The organism is Streptomyces sp. NBC_01506 (assembly GCF_045040295.1).
In the GTDB taxonomy this organism is placed as follows: Bacteria; Actinomycetota; Actinomycetes; order Streptomycetales; family Streptomycetaceae; genus Streptomyces.
In genome coordinates this window covers 3,832,187-3,849,231 of the sequence record NZ_CP109422.1, presented here as the reverse complement: position 1 = coordinate 3,849,231, position 17,045 = coordinate 3,832,187, and the positions used below count along the sequence as shown (strand labels likewise).

The following is a 17,045-nucleotide window of genomic DNA, read 5'->3' as shown; positions in this document are numbered from 1 at the left end:
TGGGGCCATGGACTACGTATCCGCTCTCCTGCCGCCCGTGGTGATGGCCGCCTTTTTCATCGGCCTGGTCGTGACGATCGTCAAGAGCCAGGGCGGGGACAACAAGGCGAAGGAGGACGCGGCCGTGGACGCGGCGATCGCCCGCGCGGAGGCCGTGAAGCAGCCGGGCACCCCTTCCGGCGCCTGACGCGTACCACGCCGTAGATCCGATCAGGACGTACGACTTCCACCATGTCGTACGTCCTTTTTGTCATGTCAATAACCGGCCATTCGGACATCTCGCACTATGGTGACGGTGTGCCCCGCCAATTGGGAGACCTGGAAGACGCCGTCATGAGTCGCGTCTGGCAATGGAACCGTCCGGTCACCGTCCGGGAAGTCCTCGAAGACCTTCAGCGGGAACGGTCCATCGCCTACACGACCGTCATGACCGTAATGGACAATCTCCATCAGAAGGGCTGGGTACGCAGGGAAGTCGTCGGCCGCGCCTATAGATATACGGCGGTCTCCACACGGGCCGCCTACGCGGCTGCGCTGATGAACGAAGCCTGGTCGAAGAGTGACAACCCGGCGGCGGCCCTTGTCGCCTTCTTCGGGATGATGTCGCCGACGCAGCGCGACGCCCTGGAGGACGCGGTCCGTATGGTGCGGCGCGACGAGCCCGGCGAAGTCCCGTCCGAAGTCCCGTCCGAGGGCGCCGACCGAGAGCATCCCGCGGGGCGATAGCGTCCAGTCATGTCCAGTGAGGTTCCGAAAGCCGCGACGAATGCCATCACCGTCCGGCGGGCCAGGACGAGCGATGTGTCCGCGGTCCGTCGTCTCGTCGACCCGTACGTGAGTGAAGGCATCCTGCTCGACAAAGCGACGGTGACTCTTTACGAGGACATCCAGGAGTTCTGGGTCGCCGAACGCGAGGGTGACGCGACGGTCGTCGGATGCGGCGCACTCCACGTGATGTGGGAAGACCTCGCCGAAGTGCGCACACTCGCGGTGGATCCCCGGTTCAGGGGCGCCGGCATCGGGCGTCATGTGCTCGACAAGTTGTTGGAGACGGCCCGGTGGCTCGGTGTGCGGCGCGTATTCTGTCTCACCTTCGAAGTGGACTTCTTCATCAAGCACGGCTTCGTGGAGATCGGTGAGACTCCTGTCGACGGAGATGTCTACAGCGAGCTGCTGCGTTCCTATGACGAGGGTGTGGCCGAGTTCCTCGGTCTCGAACGGGTGAAGCCGAACACCTTGGGTAACAGCCGGATGCTTCTGCACCTGTGAGCGGCGGAAGAACCCGGAACCCTATGTCCGAATCGCGCACGTTTCCCGTGTTCTTGTGCTACGGAACCTCTGCCGGGGGTTTGTGTTTTCCTGAGAAAAGCGGTTTCCTTTCGGCGTACTGCATTTTCGATGAAAGGAAAACTGGTGGCACAGAAGGTTCAGGTCCTTCTTGTTGACGACCTCGACGGTGGCGAGGCGGACGAGACTGTCACGTTCGCGCTGGACGGCAAGACCTACGAGATCGACCTCACGAACGCGAATGCGGACAAGCTTCGTGGGCTGCTCGACCCGTACACCAAGAGTGGCCGTCGTACCGGTGGCCGCGCCGCCGGTGGCCGTGGCAAGGGCCGCGCCGCCGCCGGAGGGAACAAGGACACCGCGGAAATTCGCAAGTGGGCCAAGGAGAACGGCTACAGCGTCAACGATCGCGGTCGCGTTCCGGCCGAGATCCGCGAAGCCTACGAGAAGGCCAACGGCTGAGATTTCGCACGTGCCGTTTCTCCACGAAGCAATCGGGCCCGGTGGCACTCAGTCGCCGCCGTGTCCACGAGTCGAACGAGATCGGGGACATCCCCACCCCTGTCCCCGTGTCCGGCACTGCCTCCGGGGCCGTGTCCGAAGTGAGTGAGAGCCGGCAGCGTCGGCTCCACCTCGCGTCCCGGCTCGGGGGGCCGCAGCCATACGGCGGCCCCCTGCTCCGCCCACGGGCGTCCGTTTTCCGGCGGCTGCGGAGCGGTCATCCGGCCGTCGGCGCCGACAGCGGTCAGATCCAGCGCGATCCCGCCCCATTCCAGCCATTCGAGCAGCCCCGGCAGTTCGTCCGCGGCGCCCGCCGCCACCAGCAGCCGCATCCGGCCCGCCACGAGGGCCACCGGCCCGGTCCCGGCCGGGTCGATCCGCCGCAGCACCCCGGCGCCCGCGTCGGCCGGCAGCTCCAGAACGTCGAAGCGGAGCCCGGTCAGCAGCGCGACGGGTGGCCCCGGCGCCGTGGGCCAGCCCAGCTCGTGCTCGTACCAGAAGGCGCTGCCGCCTTCGAGCGGCAGCGGAGCGCGGGGGAGCGGAACCGGAAGGGCCATGTGCGGACCAACTCCCCGCCCCGGCGTTGAGTTACGCGCAGTCGCCACCCGCTCGCTCTGTGTGCTCACGAAGGGGGCGCGCGGGAGCATTCGGGAGTGCAAGGGTGTTCGCCCGTAGCGGAGGGAACCGGGGTGCGCCGCATGGACTGTCAGTGCTTGCGGGTAAGACATTCCTAGTGGGGAGGGGCGACACGCGGTCCCGGACGTCTCACGTTCGCCATCGGCGTACCGATAGCGGGGGTATCTGTCTGGCCTGCGGGAACATCGTCTCGCACCATCAGGTTGGAGCAGGTGTCGGCTTGTTCGTGAGGAAAGTTCGCCGCAGAGGCGGGGTGATCACGGCGGATGTCGGCAGTTGGAATGAGCGGTCCCCGCTTGCGGGACTAAGCTGCGGAAGGACAGGGAGGGGACCGACCCCTTTACTGCCTGACCGCTCTGAGGAGCGATTAACGATGTTCGAGAGGTTCACCGACCGCGCGCGGCGGGTTGTCGTCCTGGCTCAGGAAGAAGCCCGGATGCTCAACCACAACTACATCGGCACCGAGCACATCCTCCTGGGCCTTATCCACGAGGGTGAGGGTGTCGCCGCTAAGGCCCTGGAGAGCCTCGGGATTTCGCTCGAGGCGGTCCGCCAGCAGGTGGAGGAGATCATCGGGCAGGGCCAGCAGGCTCCGTCCGGCCACATCCCCTTCACGCCCCGTGCCAAGAAGGTCCTGGAGCTGTCGCTCCGCGAGGCCCTTCAGCTCGGCCACAACTACATCGGCACCGAGCACATCCTGCTCGGCCTGATCCGCGAGGGCGAGGGCGTCGCCGCCCAGGTCCTCGTGAAGCTGGGCGCCGATCTCAACCGGGTGCGGCAGCAGGTCATCCAACTGCTCTCCGGTTACCAGGGCAAGGAAGCCGCCACCGCCGGCGGCCCGGCCGAGGGCACGCCCTCGACCTCGCTCGTCCTGGACCAGTTCGGCAGGAATCTCACCCAGGCCGCTCGTGAGTCCAAGCTCGACCCGGTCATCGGGCGCGAGAAGGAGATCGAGCGGGTCATGCAGGTGCTGTCCCGCCGTACGAAGAACAACCCGGTTCTCATCGGCGAGCCCGGCGTCGGCAAGACGGCGGTCGTCGAGGGACTGGCGCAGGCCATCGTCAAGGGCGAGGTGCCCGAGACCCTGAAGGACAAGCACCTCTACACCCTGGACCTCGGCGCCCTGGTCGCGGGCTCCCGCTACCGAGGTGACTTCGAGGAGCGCCTGAAGAAGGTCCTCAAGGAGATCCGCACCCGCGGCGACATCATCCTGTTCATCGACGAGCTCCACACCCTGGTGGGTGCGGGCGCCGCCGAGGGCGCGATCGACGCGGCTTCGATCCTGAAGCCCATGCTCGCCCGTGGAGAGCTCCAGACGATCGGCGCGACGACGCTCGACGAGTACCGCAAGCATCTGGAGAAGGACGCCGCGCTCGAGCGCCGCTTCCAGCCGATCCAGGTGGCCGAGCCGTCGCTGCCCCACACCATCGAGATCCTCAAGGGCCTGCGGGACCGTTACGAGGCGCACCACCGCGTGTCCATCACGGACTCCGCGCTGGTGGCAGCCGCGACGCTCGCCGACCGCTACATCTCGGACCGCTTCCTGCCGGACAAGGCGATCGACCTGATCGACGAGGCCGGTTCACGGATGCGCATCCGCCGGATGACCGCTCCGCCGGACCTCCGCGAGTTCGACGAGAAGATCGCGAACGTCCGCCGTGACAAGGAGTCGGCCATCGACTCCCAGGACTTCGAGAAGGCAGCTTCGCTCCGCGACAAGGAGAAGCAGTTGCTGGCCGCGAAGACCAAGCGGGAGAAGGAGTGGAAGGCCGGCGACATGGATGTCGTCGCCGAGGTGGACGAGGAGCTGATCGCCGAGGTCCTGGCGACCGCCACGGGCATCCCGGTCTTCAAGCTCACCGAGGAGGAGTCCTCGCGGCTGCTCCGTATGGAGGACGAGCTCCACAAGCGTGTCATCGGCCAGAAGGACGCCATCAAGGCGCTCTCCCAGGCGATCCGGCGTACGCGGGCGGGTCTGAAGGACCCCAAGCGGCCCGGTGGCTCGTTCATCTTCGCCGGCCCCTCCGGAGTCGGTAAGACGGAGCTGTCCAAGACGCTCGCCGAATTCCTCTTCGGCGACGAGGACGCGCTGATCTCCCTCGACATGTCGGAGTTCAGCGAGAAGCACACGGTTTCGCGTCTCTTCGGTTCTCCCCCCGGTTACGTGGGGTACGAAGAGGGCGGCCAGCTCACCGAGAAGGTGCGCCGGAAGCCGTTCTCCGTCGTCCTCTTCGACGAGGTCGAGAAGGCCCACCCCGATATCTTCAATTCCCTTCTGCAGATCCTGGAGGACGGTCGGCTGACCGACTCCCAGGGCCGGGTCGTGGACTTCAAGAACACGGTCATCATCATGACGACCAACCTCGGGACCAGGGACATCTCCAAGGGGTTCAACCTGGGCTTCGCCGCCCAGGGCGACACCAAGTCCAACTACGAGCGGATGAAGAACAAGGTCAACGAGGAGCTCAAGCAGCACTTCCGGCCCGAGTTCCTCAACCGTGTGGACGACACGGTCGTCTTCCACCAGCTCACCGAGGAAGACATCATCCAGATCGTCGACCTCATGGTGGACAAGGTGGACGAGCGCCTCAAGGACCGGGACATGGGCCTTGAGCTGAGCCCGAACGCCAAGGCGCTGCTCGCCAAGAAGGGCTACGACCCGGTTCTGGGCGCCCGGCCGCTGCGCCGGACGATCCAGCGCGAGATCGAGGACATCCTCTCCGAGAAGATCCTCTTCGGTGAGCTGCGCCCCGGTCACATCGTGGTCGTGGACACCGAGGGCGACGGCGACGAGCGGAAGTTCAGCTTCCGTGGCGAGGAGAAGACGGCGCTGCCGGATGTCCCGCCGATCGAGCAGGCGGCCGGCGGCGGCGCCGGTCCGAATCTGACGAAGGAAGCGTGAGCCGAGGCTGAGCCCAGCTCAGCCTGAGCCCGCAGCCGAAGGGGTGGCCCGGGACCGTGAATGGTCTCGGGCCACCCCTTTGCCGTGCCCGCGTTCCGCCCCGCAGGCCCTCGTGGGGCCCGACGCGCATTCGGACCTGAACCGATCGGTTCAGGCGCGAGGCCCGGCTCCTCTCCCTCGTTCTCCTGCTGCAGAACCGGGGCAGGCTGACGGCCGGTGATTTCGCTGAGGAGCTGGGTGTCTCGGTCCGGACCATCACTGCGGCTGCTGACGATCCGGTAGGCACCGGTGGCCGCCAGGAGGCCGATGGACCCGAGGGCGTTCACGGCACCGAACGTGGCTGCCCCCAGGCGGAGTCCACCGCGGCGACGCAGAGCGCCGAGACGATGAAGGTTCCGGCGTTGAACACCAGCAACGGCACAGCATCGAACGCCTGGACGGACAGCCCGCCGACCACGGCGAGCGCCAGATTGGCGCCGTAGATCCCGGGCTCCGGGGAGCCGCCGCAGGCCAGCCACAGCGGTAGCCCGAGGGCCGGCGCCGCACTGGTGGTTGAGGATCACGGCACCACTGTCCAGAGGTTCGCTGACACCCTCTGTCAGTCAAGTTGCCCGGGTCGTCGGCGGTGATGACGCCGCCGTTGGCGAGGCCGACGGCACCCTCTACCGGGCCCCCGCCGTGACAAGCCGCACACCCCTTTCCGCGCCTACGACCAGGAATAGTGGTGAAGAGGGTGATTCCGGCGGGACTTTCGGAAAGGTCCGCATCGGGACCTTGGTCCCGAGGGCCCGGGAAGGGGTGGTGCGCCGGTCGCCGACCGGATGTACGCCGTCCTGACGTGCGAAGAAACCGTAAGCAATACGGACATTTCGGATCGAGCCGGAGAGGTGCTTCAGGTCGTCAAGGGGTCGAGTTGCCGGTGCCGCGGCTACGACGACATGTCGTAGATGGGCTGTTTGAGGTGTGATGGGCGGTTGGGTTACCAAGGGATGGCAAGCCGCCCGGTGCCTGATGAGTGCCGGGTCCATTGACGCCCGGAGGTTTCTCAATGTCGCAGCGCACCACGCCCCGCCAGTCCACGCTCCGTACCCGTGCCGCCGTCCTGGTCGCCGGACTCGGCGTGACGACGGCACTCGGAGCGGGGGTCGCGATCGCCGCGAACAGCGGCGGCGACTCCAGCGCCACGCAGGCGTCGGCCGCCGCCCCCGTGGCGAAGGTGGACGTCGCCAAGGCCGCCGACAAGGCGCCTGCCAAGAAGTCGTCGCCCACGTGGGTCAAGCCGGTCTCCAAGTACGACCTGAGCGCCACGTACGGCCGCGGCGGCGGCATGTGGGCCAGCAAGCACTCGGGCCAGGACTTCGCCGTCCCCGTCGGCACGAACGTCAAGTCCGTCCACGCGGGCACCGTCGTGAAGGCCGGACCCAACGGTGCCGGTGACGGCCCCGCGTACGGCAACGCCATAGTCGTCAAGCACGGCACCGGCCAGAGCGCGAAGTACTCGCAGTACGCGCACCTGTCCAAGGTGAAGGTGCACATCGGCCAGAAGGTCGACAAGGGCCAGAGCATCGCGCTCTCCGGCAACACCGGCAATTCGAGCGGCCCGCACCTGCACTTCGAGATCCGTACGACTCCGAACTACGGCACCGCGATCAACCCGGTGACCTTCCTGCGCTCCGCCGGTGTCACTCTGTGACGCCCTGAGCCCGCACCATCAGATCGGTGGCGACCTCGAGGATGGCTTCCTGCTTCTCCTCGGGGTCGCCTTCGACGTCCTTGAGGGCGAACATGCCGGCGTGCATCGCGAAGATCGCGGTGAAGCACCGTACGCGGTCGGTCATCGTGCCCTCGGGCTGCTTGAGCAGCTCCAGCAGCCGCAGCATGCGGGACTTGAAGGTCTCGCCGACGCTCAGGTCGCGCATCGTCGCCTGGTTCTCCTGCATGAAGCGGAACAGCGGCGCGGCGGCGGCGAGCGCGTCGCTGTAGCGGCGCAGGATCTCCTTCTTCGCCTCCAGGGTCGGCGGCTGTGTCTCGCCCCACGCGATCAGTTCGTCTATCGGCCGGGACAGGTCCTGGAAGAGGCTGACCAGGATGTCTTCCTTGGTCTTGAAGTGGTAGTAGAGCGCGGCCTTGGTGACGTCCAGGTGCTCGGCGATCTCGCGCAGCGAGGTCTTCTCGTAGCCCTGCTCGGCGAACAGCTCCAGCGCGACATCCTGGATGCGCTGACGGGTGTTGCCCCGACGTGGCTGCGCTGTGCTGCTCATGCTGCTCTCCCGAGTAACTTACTTGACGACCGGCAAGTGACAGGTCTACCTTCCCCAAGTGTACTGAGCTTGCCGGTCGGCAAGTAAGCAGGAGAACGGGACCAGGAAACAGGGGTGTGGGGGGCCATGTCGCTCGACACGGTAGTGGGATCGGAACAGAAGAAGAAGGCGGAGCCACAACCGCGGAGCGTGCGGGTCGTCCTGCTCGCGCTCATGATCGCGATGCTGCTCGCCATGCTGGACAACATGATCGTCGGCACCGCGATGCCGACCATCGTCGGCGAGCTGGGCGGTCTGGAGCATCTGTCCTGGGTGGTCACCGCGTACACCCTCGCCACCGCCGCGTCGACCCCGATCTGGGGGAAGGTCGGCGACATGTACGGGCGGAAGAAGATCTTCCTGCTCTCCATCGTCATATTCCTGATCGGCTCCGCGCTCAGCGGCATGGCCCAGGACATGGGCCAGCTCATCGGCTTCCGCGCCATCCAGGGCCTGGGCGCCGGCGGACTCATGGTCGGCGTCATGGCGATCATCGGCGACCTCATCCCGCCCCGTGAGCGCGGCAAGTACCAGGGCATGATGGCCGGCGTGATGGCCCTCGCCATGATCGGTGGACCGCTGGTCGGCGGCACCATCACCGACCACCTCGGGTGGCGCTGGAGCTTCTACATCAACCTGCCTCTCGGCGCCGTCGCCCTCGCGATGATCGTGACCGTGCTGCACCTGCCCGCCGTCGAGCGGACCAAGAACAAGGTCGACTATCTCGGTGCCGCCCTGCTGACGGTCGGCATCACCGCGATTGTGCTGGTCACCACTTGGGGCGGCACGGAGTACGCCTGGAGCTCCGCGGTGATCATGGAGCTGATCGCCATCGGTGTCGTCACCCTCGTCTCGTTCGTGTACGTGCAGACCAAGGCCGCCGAGCCGATCATGCCGCTGCACATCTTCCGCAACCTCAACTTCAGCCTGATGCAGATCATCGGCTTCCTGACCGGCTTCGTCATGTTCGGAGCCGTGCTGTTCCTGCCGCTCTACCAGCAGTCCGTCCAGGGGGCCTCGGCGACCAACTCCGGTCTGCTGCTCCTGCCGATGCTGCTGTCGATGATGGTCGTCTCGCTGTTCGCGGGCCGGGTCACCACCAGCACCGGCAAGTACAAGATCTTCCCCATCGTGGGCAGCGCCCTGATGGTCACCGGGCTCCTGCTGCTCGCGCAGATGGACACCGAGACCTCCCGGCTCACCTCGGGCGTGTACATGGCCGTCCTCGGTGCCGGGATGGGCTTCCTGATGCAGATCACCATGCTCGTCGCGCAGAACAGCGCCGAGCCGAAGGACATGGGCGTCGCCTCGTCCTCCACCACCCTCTTCCGTACGCTCGGCAGCTCCTTCGGCGTCGCGATCATGGGCGCGCTGTTCACCAGCAAGGTGCAGGAGGAGATGGCGGCGCGCGGCGGTGACGCGGTGACGCAGCAGTCGGCGCAGCTCGACGCCGCGAGTCTGGCCAAGCTGCCGGACGCGGCGCGTGAGGCGTACCAGATCGCCGTGTCGTCCGGTACGCACGTGGCCTTCATGCTGGCCGGTTCGGTCGCGGTGCTCGGCTTCCTCGCGGCGTTCTTCGTCAAGGAGGTCCCGCTGCGGGGCGCGGGCCCGGAGAAGGCCACCGCGGCGAGCTAGGTCGTGGCTCCGGCCGACGGGGGACAAGGTCCCGCGGTCCGCTCAGCACACGAACGCCCGGGGCTGTGGACGGCGGGGGGCCGTTGTCGGTGGGGCGTGTCAGCATCGAAGACGTGAACAGTACGCAAGCAGGTCAGCCGCCGCAGGTGCCCCTCACGCACCTGCGGCAGTTGCGTCTCGCCAAGGACGCCATGGACCGCGACTGGGCGGGCCCCCTCGACCTGGACGCGGTCGCCGCCCACGCCGGATATTCGCGTTATCACTTCGTGCGCGCCTTCAAGGCGGTGTACGGGCAGACGCCCGGCCGCTATCTGTCCCGCAGGCGCATAGAGCGCGCCGAGGAGCTGCTGCGCTCGGCGAATCTCACGGTCACCGAGATCTGTGTGCTGGTCGGCTTCAGCAGCCTCGGCACCTTCTCGAAGCGTTTCAAGGAGCAGACCGGCAGCACGCCGAGCGCGTACCGCGCCCAGCACGCGGGGCGCGGGGCCGCGCTCATACCGGGGTGTTACGCGATGTTGTGGGCCGGCGGTTTCCCGCGGCGGGACGTCGACGCGACCGGATCGGCCCGGCCCGGCGACGACCGCAATTCTGGAGAAGCCCGCTGACGGCGCCGGTGCCTACGGTGGGAGTGCAAGCAGGGGCCGCCCCCACGAGCCGCCCCCGTACAGCACATCTCTCCAAGGAGCACGTCATGATCAAGGGTCTCACCATCTCCACCGTCTGGGTGCTCGACCAGGACCGGGCCAAGGAGTTCTTCGTCGACAAGCTCGGCCTCGAGGTCCGTACGGACATGACGTTGGGCGAGGGAGGGATGCGCTGGCTGACGGTCGGCGCCAAGCACCAGCCCGATGTGGTGCTGACCCTGATGCTGCCGGGCGGGCACGCGATGGACGACGAGTCCGCCGCCGCGCTCAAGACACTCGTCAGCAAGGGCATCCTGGGTGCGGGCGTGCTCGCCACCGACGACATCCAGGGGGACTACGCGAAGCTCAAGGAGCGGGGCGTGGAGTTCCTTCAGGAGCCCCAGGAGCGTCCGTACGGCACGGAGGCGATCTTCCGCGACGACTCGGGGAACTGGTTCTCGCTCACCCAGACCAAGCAGGGCGACCTCGACCTGGAGAAGGAGTGGGCGTCCTGACCCCCTTGCGGGGCGCGGCCGTCAGTCCGGAAGCGTGATCATCGGGAAGCTGCCGGTCGTCGTCGGGGCGTGCTCGGGGAGCCAGAGGACCGCCACCGCGCCGCCCGTCTCGTCCGGGCCGGCCGTCAGGCTCTCCGGCCCCGCGTTGCGGAAGGTCAGCCGTGCCCCGAGGACGCGCGCCTGACCGGCGGCGATGGTCAGCCCGAGGCCGTGGCCGTGCCCCGCGCGGTCGCTCGCGCCCGTACGGAACCGGCTCGGCCCGTCGCGCAGCAGCGCGTCGGGGAAGCCGGGACCGTGGTCGCGTACGCGCACGACCCGGCCCTCGACGGTCACCTCCACGGGCGTGCCGCCGTGCTTGGCCGCGTTGGCCAGGAGATTGCCGAGAATGCGCTCCAGCCGGCGCGGATCGGTGCTCACCCATGAGTCGTGCACGACATGGACCCGCACATCGGGATCGAGCAGCGCCACCCGCCTGCTGACGAACTCGCCGAGCGCCACCTCCTGGAGTTCGGCGCGTTCCGACGCGCTGTCCAGCCTGGCGACCTCCAGGACGTCCTCGACCAGGGTCCGCATGGCCTGCGCGCGGTCCCTCACCAGCTCGGTGGGGCGGCCGGGCGGCAGCAGCTCGGCGGCCGTCAGCAGGCCCGTCACGGGCGTACGCAGCTCGTGCGCGATGTCGGCCGTGACCCGGCGCTCGGCCTCGATGCGTTCGTTCAGCGCGTCCGTCAGGGCGTCGACCGCGCGGGCCAGCTCGTCGGTCTCGTCCCGTACGACTCCGCCGACCGCTTCCCGTACCCGCACGTCCGTATTGCCCTGCGCGACCTTGCCCGCGGCAGCAGCCGCCTTGCGCAGCCGGCGCGAGAGCTGCCCGCCGATCAGCACCCCCAGCGCACAGCCGCCGACGACCACACAGACCGAGCCGATCAGCAGGGCCCGGTCGAGATCCTTCATGATCGTCGCGGAGCGGTCGGCGAACTTGCTGTGCAGGGACAGCACACCGTTCTCCAGCGGGACGGCCGCCCAGACGTCCGGCGTCCCGTCCGCCGAGTCGTGCACATACGTGGCCCGTCTGCCCTCGCGCACCTTCTTCCGCAGGTCGTCGGGGATCGACGGGTCGTTCAGCTTCGTACCGAACTTCAGCTCATGGGTCGAGTCGTACATGCGCTGCGCGAACAGCAGCCGCTCCAACTGCACCTCACGCGCGTTGTCCAGCATCGAGACCTGAGCCGCGTTGTGCACGACAAGGCTCAGCGCCATCGCGGTGAGGGCGCCGACCGCCGCGATCGCGATGCTGATCTTCCACCGGACGCCGGTGCGCAGGGCGAAACGCTTCATGCCTTGAGTTTGTAGCCGAAGCCGCGGACCGTCTCGATCCGGTCCTGTCCGATCTTGGTGCGCAGCCGCTGCACATGGACGTCCACCACTCGCGTGTCACCGCCCCAGCCGTAGTCCCAGACGCGTTCGAGCAGCTTGTCACGGGACAGGACGGTGCCGGGCGCGGCCGAGAACTCGATCAGCAGCCGCATCTCGGTCGGCGTCAGCGCCACCGGCTCGCCCCCTTTGCGTACCTCCATGCCCTCCTTGTCGATCTCCAGATCGCCGAAGGACAGCGCGCCGTGCTCGTCCGCCCCATCCTGCCCGCCCAGCTCCCCGGCGGGCCCGCCCGCGTGCCCGAAGCGGCGCAGCACCGCGCGGATCCGGGCGACGAGGACCGCGCCGTCGAAGGGCTTGGTCACGTAGTCGTCCGCCCCCGCCTCCAGACCGAGCACCACGTCGATCGAGTCGGCGCGCGCCGACAGCATGATCACCGGCACGGTCGACTCGTCCCTGATACGGCGGCACAGACTGACCCCGTCGAGGCCCGGCACCATCACGTCGAGCAGTGCGATGTCCGGCCGGTCGGCCCGGAACGCGTCAAGGCCGGACAGACCGTCCGGCATGGCCGTCACCACGAAGCCGTCGCGCTCCAGCGCGAGTTGGGTGGCCTCGCGGATGACGTCGTCGTCCTCCACGAACAGGACATGGGTCTCCACCATCAGACAGCTCTCAGCTCTCTCAGCTCTCTCGTGCTCTCAGTTCCCGCTCGTCGCGGACGGCGCGGGGGCATCCACGGGGCCGTTGCCGACCGCCCCGCTGTAGTTGTTGCGCACCCGGTAGCGCTCGGTGAATCTCGTGTCGGCCCAGGTGTACGTCACGACGTCCTCGCCGGACGGATACGACAGCGGGTCCCCCTTCGCGTACACCTGCCGGGTCACCACCAGCTCACCACGGTCGATCGTGGCGTACACGGCGGGTTCCTCGGCGACGAAGACGTTCTCGTACCGCTGCCGGCCGGACTCACGGTAGACGTACGTCCCCAGGCCCACGGCGTCGTCGCATGTCATCACGTTGACCACCACGTCGGGCTCGGTGCCGCCGGTCAGATTCCCGTACGAGGTGTCCACCGGGTAGGCGTCCTTGGCGCACGGCTTGAGATCGTCCTTGACCCGCCAGCTCACCTTGGGGTCCCCCCGGAGCAGCGCCACCGCGTCGACGTTTTTGGCGGGCAGGGCCGAGGCCGTGTCGGTGGGCGGCGCGACGGGTTCGCCGGTCTCGATCACGGCGGCCCCCTCGTCCCTGGTGCCGCTCGCGGTCGTGGAGCCGATGGCGAACAGACCGAAGGACACGAGCGCGGCCAGCGCCAGGGTGCCGGTGGCGGTCGTCGCCGTCAGCGTCCGGCGGCTCGTCGTTCTCGGACCGGGTGTGCTGTCCCTGTCGCGCTTCAGGCCGCGCACCGCTCCTGCCCCCGTCCGTCGCGACGATATCCGGCACGCTCCGGAGCGTGGGCGCGCGGCCCGCGTCGCTCCGGCTGCCGGTTCCCCGGCGTCCGGCGCTCCGCGTCGCGGCGCTCCAGCTCCCGGGCCTCCAGCTCCTCACGGAGTTTGGCCAGCGCCCGGTGCAGCGTGCTCTTCACCGTACCGGTAGACATACCGAGCGCCGCCGCCGTCTCCTCCGTACTCATCTGCTCCCAGTGCCGCAGTACGACGACGCTGCGCTGCTTCGGCGCGAGGACCCCGAGGATGTCGATGAGCAGGGCGCGGTCGGCATGCTGGTCGGAGCCGTCATCGACGCACGGCTCGGGCAGTTGCTCGGTCGGCACCTCGTCGAGCTTGCGCGCACGCCACCACTCGGTACGCGTGTTGATCATGACGCGGCGCAGATAGGCGTCGGCGAGGGACTTGTCGGCGATGCCGTCCCAGCGGCCGTACGTACGGGCCAGTGCGGTCTGGAGCAGGTCCTGGGCGTCGACGGGGTCGGGGACCAGCCGCCGGGCACTGCGCAGCAGGGCCTCCTGCCGGGTGCGTACGTACTCCTCGAATTCGAGCACCTCGCCGTGCGCCATGCCAACCGCCTCCCACCCCGTGAACTGCACCGTGTCCCGCGCCCTTGTCGTGCCGCGCGCTGCCTTACGTCCCAGAAGTTACGGAGGCGTTGTCACGAGGCCGTGCGCGCCAGCCCTCGGCGGGCGCACGGACATCCATCGGTTGTGTAACGGCGGGGATGGAACGGACGAAGCTGCGGACGGGAGGCAGGGGCGGCCGGACAGTCGAACGGCCGGCCCGGAGGGGCCGGCCGAGCCGGAGCGGGTGGTACGGGGCGGGTGGGGCGGGTGCGATCAGCTCAGGTCACGTCACGTCACGCCGGGGTCGGTCAGAGTCGGTCAGGTCAGCGGCAGCCGGTACAGGTCGTCGGCCAGCGGCTCGACCAGCCCGTCGGCCACCAGCCCGTCCAGCGCCCTGGCCCGCTGCACCGGCTCCTCCCACACGGCGTCGAGCACCGCGAGCGGCACCGGCGCCACCGCCTCGCGCAGCACGGCGAGCAGCTTGCCGCGCACCTGGCGGTCCGTGCCCGCGTACGTCTGGCCGCGCCGGGCCGGACCCTGGTGCGCCGGCTTGCCCGCCAGCCGCCAGGCGCACCGTGACGCGATCGGGCAGCGCGCGCAGTCCTCGTTCTTCGAGGTGCACACGAGCGCGCCCAGCTCCATGGAGGCGGCGGCCCAGCGGGCCGCCGTCGGCTCGTCCGCGGGCAGCAGCGCGCGGGCCAGCCGGCGCTCGGCGGCCGTTGTCGCGTTCGGCGGGTACTGGATGCCGGCGGCGGCGCGCGCGAAGACGCGCCGCACGTTCGTGTCGAGGACGGCGTGCCGTTGTCCGTACGCGAACGAGGCCACGGCCGCGGCCGTGTACTCGCCGATCCCGGGCAGCGCGAGCAACTGGCCGTGCTCGCGGGGTACGTCGCCGCCGAACCGCTCCGTTATCGCCAGGGCCGCCCCGTGCAGCCGCAGCGCCCGGCGCGGATAGCCGAGTCTGCCCCAGGCGCGTACGGCTTCGCCGGGCGCCTCGGCGGCCAGGTCGGCGGGGCGGGGCCAGCGCGCGAGCCACTGTTCGTACACCGGGAGCACCCGGGCGACCGGGGTCTGCTGGAGCATGAACTCGCTGACCATCACACCCCAGGCGCCCGTGTCGGGGCGGCGCCAGGGCAGGTCGCGGGCGTGCGCGTCGAACCACGCGATGACGGGGTCGTGGAGGGCGGCCGGGTCGGTAGCCGGCGCCGTAGTCGCAGAAGTCGCAGTCATGGCAGCACCGATCCTGGCACGTTCCGGGGTGGGGGTGGTGCAGCCGGCCGCTGTGCGCCGGGCGTAGCTGGGGGGTGACGGGGGCGTGAAGGGGGCGCGTCGGTGGTTGTGTGCGGCCGGCTGCCGGGGCTGGTGGTGCGGGTGGTGCTGGAGGGGAGCCGCGCGCTCAGGAGCGCGCGCTGTGCCGGCCCTTCTGGCGGCGGAGCTGACGGGTGTCGCCGAACGGTCCGTGCTCGTGCCCGTCGGCCCATTGCGGCTCGGAGGCCGGTCCCGCCGACGCTCCCGCTCCCGCCCCCGCCGACGCTCCCGCCCCCGCTGCCGGTCCTGGTCCCGCGAACCAGACCACCACACCCGTACGGCTCGTGCGCATCGTCTCGATCAGCACCCGCACCGGCCGCGTCAGCGCCAGGACGACGAGCGTCGCGACGACCCCGCCGAGCAGCAGCCCCACCGCCACGTCGTGCGGATAGTGCACACCGACGAAGACCCGCGAGAAGGCGGCGAAGAGTGCCAGCGGGAGCGTGAGGAACGCGATCTTCCGCCAGGCGATGGCGAGCGCGACGGCCGCCGCCCCGGCGATGGTCGAGTGGTTGCTGGGGAACGACCAGTCGCCGACCGGGGGACAGGTCGCCAGTGACGCCGCCGCCCCGGCGACCGCGCGGCACGGCCGCTCCTCCAGTACGGCGCTCTTGAACAACTCGCTGGCCACATAAGCGACGGCGGTCGCCAGCGGCCCAACTACCGCTACGGCCATGGCCCGTGAGTCCGCGGAGCGCGTACGCCACCAGCTCACGAGGAACAGAACTCCGAAGATCAGGATCACGGCCTCCGTCCCTATCTCTACGAAGTGCCCTACCCAGGAAGGCGATTGCTGGGCGAGATCGGTAATGTCGCGGTAAAGGCCGCTGGTGACGGAGGGGTCCATGGCTACGGACCGTACCTCCCTCGCTCCGGCTCACGCATCTCACCATCGGCGGCCGAACCCCTGACGAAAGTGACAAGTGGGGTCACACAGACGGCTGTCGCGTGATGATGATCCGTAAAACTTGCGAGACGAGCGGCATGTGGGGCGGGAGTTGGCCCTGAACTCTCGTAGAGTTTGCGTCGTGGGATCTATGCGCAATCCGGTCGGGCCGCTTCCCTCCTCCATCTACTGGCGACGGAGGGCAGTAGCGGCGACTCTGATCGCGCTGCTCGCGTTGCTTGTCGTATGGGCCGTCACATCCGGTGGTGACGACGGCGGAAAGAAGCGCGACGACGGCGCGAACGGGGAGGGCCCCGCCCCCTCGATCACTCCGGGGCCGTCCGGATCCGGACCCGCGATCAGTGAACAGCCGGGCGGACGCGACGAGTCGGGCGAGACCGGCGGCGGCGACCAGGGCGGTACGGACGCGGGCGCCGACGGCGGCACGGGTGACACCGGCAGCGGTGGTACGGGCGGTTCCGCCGGCTCGGGCGGCTCCGGCGGCGCTTCGGGCGGCGGCAGCGGTGGTGACGGCGCGAGCGGCAGCAGTACGGGCGAGCAGGTCCCGGTCGGATCGAGCCTCCCCGACTGCACGCCGAGCGCGCTGACGCTGAAGCTGGAGAGCCGGAAGGTCGCCTACGAGCCGGGCGAGAAGCCCTCGTTCACGATCGTCGCCACCAACGGGTCGAGCGCGGACTGCAAGGCGGACCTCGGGCCGAAGGCCGTGGTGCTGAGCGTCACCGACGCCGAGAGCGACGAGATCTGGTCCTCCAAGGACTGCCCCAAGATCGGTCAGTTGCTGCTGAAGGTGCCCGCGGGCGGGAGCGTCACGCGGACCGTCACCTGGGATCTCACACAGAGCGCCCCGCAGTGCGCGACACCGCCGCCGGGGAAGGCCAAGCCCGGCACGTACCTGGTGGAGGCGGCGGCGCCCGGCGCGACCGTGAAGCAGGGCCAGACGTCGATCCGCCTCGACAAGGACTGATCCGAGGACTGATCCGAGGGCCGACCTGAGGGCCGACCTGAGGGTGGGTCCGTCCGCGAGCACCGCACCGGACGTACGGAGCGCC

Annotated in this window: 19 protein-coding genes and 1 pseudogene; 11 read left to right on the top strand and 9 right to left on the bottom strand. The window is 68.9% G+C overall.

Going from position 1 to position 17,045, the window contains the following annotated elements; genetic code table 11:
* Positions 1-7 precede the first annotated feature (7 nt).
* The 4 genes from OG329_RS16795 (at position 8) to OG329_RS16780 (ending at position 1,749) form a co-directional block, all read left to right on the top strand.
* Positions 8-187, top strand: a complete 180-nt coding sequence (locus OG329_RS16795; protein ID WP_405795999.1) for a hypothetical protein — start codon at positions 8-10, stop codon at positions 185-187.
* Positions 188-297: 110 nt separating this feature from the next.
* Positions 298-726, top strand: coding sequence for a BlaI/MecI/CopY family transcriptional regulator (locus tag OG329_RS16790; protein WP_405795998.1), 429 nt, complete (start codon positions 298-300; stop codon positions 724-726).
* Positions 727-735: 9 nt separating this feature from the next.
* Positions 736-1,269: an amino-acid N-acetyltransferase gene (locus OG329_RS16785; protein ID WP_405795997.1), complete on the top strand. Its 534-nt coding sequence runs from the start codon at positions 736-738 to the stop codon at positions 1,267-1,269.
* A 144-nt stretch (positions 1,270-1,413) separates the two neighbouring features.
* A complete protein-coding gene (locus tag OG329_RS16780) occupies positions 1,414-1,749 on the top strand; it encodes an Lsr2 family protein (protein ID WP_023539576.1) in 336 nt (111 codons plus the stop codon).
* Here OG329_RS16780 and OG329_RS16775 read toward each other — a convergent pair.
* Positions 1,728-2,345: an SCO3374 family protein gene (locus tag OG329_RS16775; RefSeq protein WP_405795996.1), complete on the bottom strand. Its 618-nt coding sequence runs from the start codon at positions 2,343-2,345 to the stop codon at positions 1,728-1,730. The genes OG329_RS16780 and OG329_RS16775 overlap by 22 nt on opposite strands.
* A 452-nt stretch (positions 2,346-2,797) precedes the next feature.
* Here OG329_RS16775 and OG329_RS16770 point away from each other — a divergent pair, with 452 nt between their 5' ends.
* Both OG329_RS16770 and OG329_RS16765 read left to right on the top strand, forming a co-directional pair.
* Positions 2,798-5,326, top strand: a complete 2,529-nt coding sequence (locus tag OG329_RS16770; RefSeq protein ID WP_405795995.1) for an ATP-dependent Clp protease ATP-binding subunit — start codon at positions 2,798-2,800, stop codon at positions 5,324-5,326.
* A gap of 176 nt (positions 5,327-5,502) precedes the next feature.
* A pseudogene (locus tag OG329_RS16765) lies at positions 5,503-5,571 on the top strand (hypothetical protein); the annotation flags it as partial.
* A 77-nt stretch (positions 5,572-5,648) separates the two neighbouring features.
* On the opposite strand, the gene OG329_RS16760 reads toward OG329_RS16765, so the two are convergent.
* Positions 5,649-5,783 (bottom strand): hypothetical protein, encoded by a 135-nt coding sequence (locus OG329_RS16760; RefSeq protein ID WP_405795994.1) that lies wholly within the window; start codon positions 5,781-5,783, stop codon positions 5,649-5,651.
* 591 nt (positions 5,784-6,374) lie between these two features.
* Between OG329_RS16760 and OG329_RS16755 the strand changes: the two genes are divergently transcribed.
* Positions 6,375-7,019 (top strand): M23 family metallopeptidase, encoded by a 645-nt coding sequence (locus OG329_RS16755; RefSeq protein WP_405795993.1) that lies wholly within the window; start codon positions 6,375-6,377, stop codon positions 7,017-7,019.
* Here the strand turns inward: OG329_RS16755 and OG329_RS16750 are convergent.
* Entirely contained in the window at positions 7,009-7,587 is a 579-nt protein-coding gene (locus OG329_RS16750; RefSeq protein WP_405795992.1) for a TetR/AcrR family transcriptional regulator, read from the bottom strand. The genes OG329_RS16755 and OG329_RS16750 overlap by 11 nt on opposite strands.
* 126 nt (positions 7,588-7,713) lie before the next feature.
* Between OG329_RS16750 and OG329_RS16745 the strand changes: the two genes are divergently transcribed.
* The 3 genes from OG329_RS16745 (at position 7,714) to OG329_RS16735 (ending at position 10,399) form a co-directional block, all read left to right on the top strand.
* Positions 7,714-9,261 (top strand): MDR family MFS transporter, encoded by a 1,548-nt coding sequence (locus OG329_RS16745; protein WP_405795991.1) that lies wholly within the window; start codon positions 7,714-7,716, stop codon positions 9,259-9,261.
* Between the two features lie 191 nt (positions 9,262-9,452).
* Positions 9,453-9,866, top strand: a complete 414-nt coding sequence (locus tag OG329_RS16740; protein WP_405801880.1) for a helix-turn-helix transcriptional regulator — start codon at positions 9,453-9,455, stop codon at positions 9,864-9,866.
* A gap of 86 nt (positions 9,867-9,952) precedes the next feature.
* Positions 9,953-10,399, top strand: coding sequence for a VOC family protein (locus tag OG329_RS16735; RefSeq protein ID WP_405795990.1), 447 nt, complete (start codon positions 9,953-9,955; stop codon positions 10,397-10,399).
* A 21-nt stretch (positions 10,400-10,420) separates the two neighbouring features.
* On the opposite strand, the gene cseC is transcribed toward OG329_RS16735, so the two are convergent.
* The 6 genes from cseC to OG329_RS16705 form a co-directional block, all read right to left on the bottom strand.
* Complete coding sequence (gene cseC / locus OG329_RS16730; protein ID WP_405795989.1) at positions 10,421-11,734, bottom strand: two-component system sensor histidine kinase CseC; 1,314 nt, start codon at positions 11,732-11,734, stop codon at positions 10,421-10,423.
* Positions 11,731-12,438 carry a two-component system response regulator CseB gene (gene cseB, locus OG329_RS16725; RefSeq protein WP_405801878.1) on the bottom strand — a complete coding sequence of 236 codons (708 nt, stop codon included), beginning with the start codon at positions 12,436-12,438 and terminating at the stop codon, positions 11,731-11,733. The genes cseC and cseB overlap by 4 nt, the downstream gene beginning before the upstream one ends.
* A gap of 33 nt (positions 12,439-12,471) precedes the next feature.
* A complete protein-coding gene (locus OG329_RS16720; protein WP_405795988.1) occupies positions 12,472-13,173 on the bottom strand; it encodes a hypothetical protein in 702 nt (233 codons plus the stop codon).
* A complete protein-coding gene (locus OG329_RS16715; RefSeq protein ID WP_405795986.1) occupies positions 13,161-13,781 on the bottom strand; it encodes a SigE family RNA polymerase sigma factor in 621 nt (206 codons plus the stop codon). The genes OG329_RS16720 and OG329_RS16715 overlap by 13 nt, the downstream gene beginning before the upstream one ends.
* A 318-nt stretch (positions 13,782-14,099) precedes the next feature.
* Positions 14,100-15,011 (bottom strand): A/G-specific adenine glycosylase, encoded by a 912-nt coding sequence (locus OG329_RS16710; RefSeq protein WP_405795985.1) that lies wholly within the window; start codon positions 15,009-15,011, stop codon positions 14,100-14,102.
* A gap of 166 nt (positions 15,012-15,177) precedes the next feature.
* On the bottom strand, positions 15,178-15,936 hold the full coding sequence (locus OG329_RS16705; RefSeq protein WP_405795984.1) for a phosphatase PAP2 family protein: 759 nt from the start codon (positions 15,934-15,936) through the stop codon (positions 15,178-15,180).
* Between the two features lie 181 nt (positions 15,937-16,117).
* Here OG329_RS16705 and OG329_RS16700 point away from each other — a divergent pair, with 181 nt between their 5' ends.
* Complete coding sequence (locus OG329_RS16700) at positions 16,118-16,960, top strand: hypothetical protein (RefSeq protein WP_405795983.1); 843 nt, start codon at positions 16,118-16,120, stop codon at positions 16,958-16,960.
* The last annotated feature ends 85 nt before the right edge of the window (positions 16,961-17,045 follow it).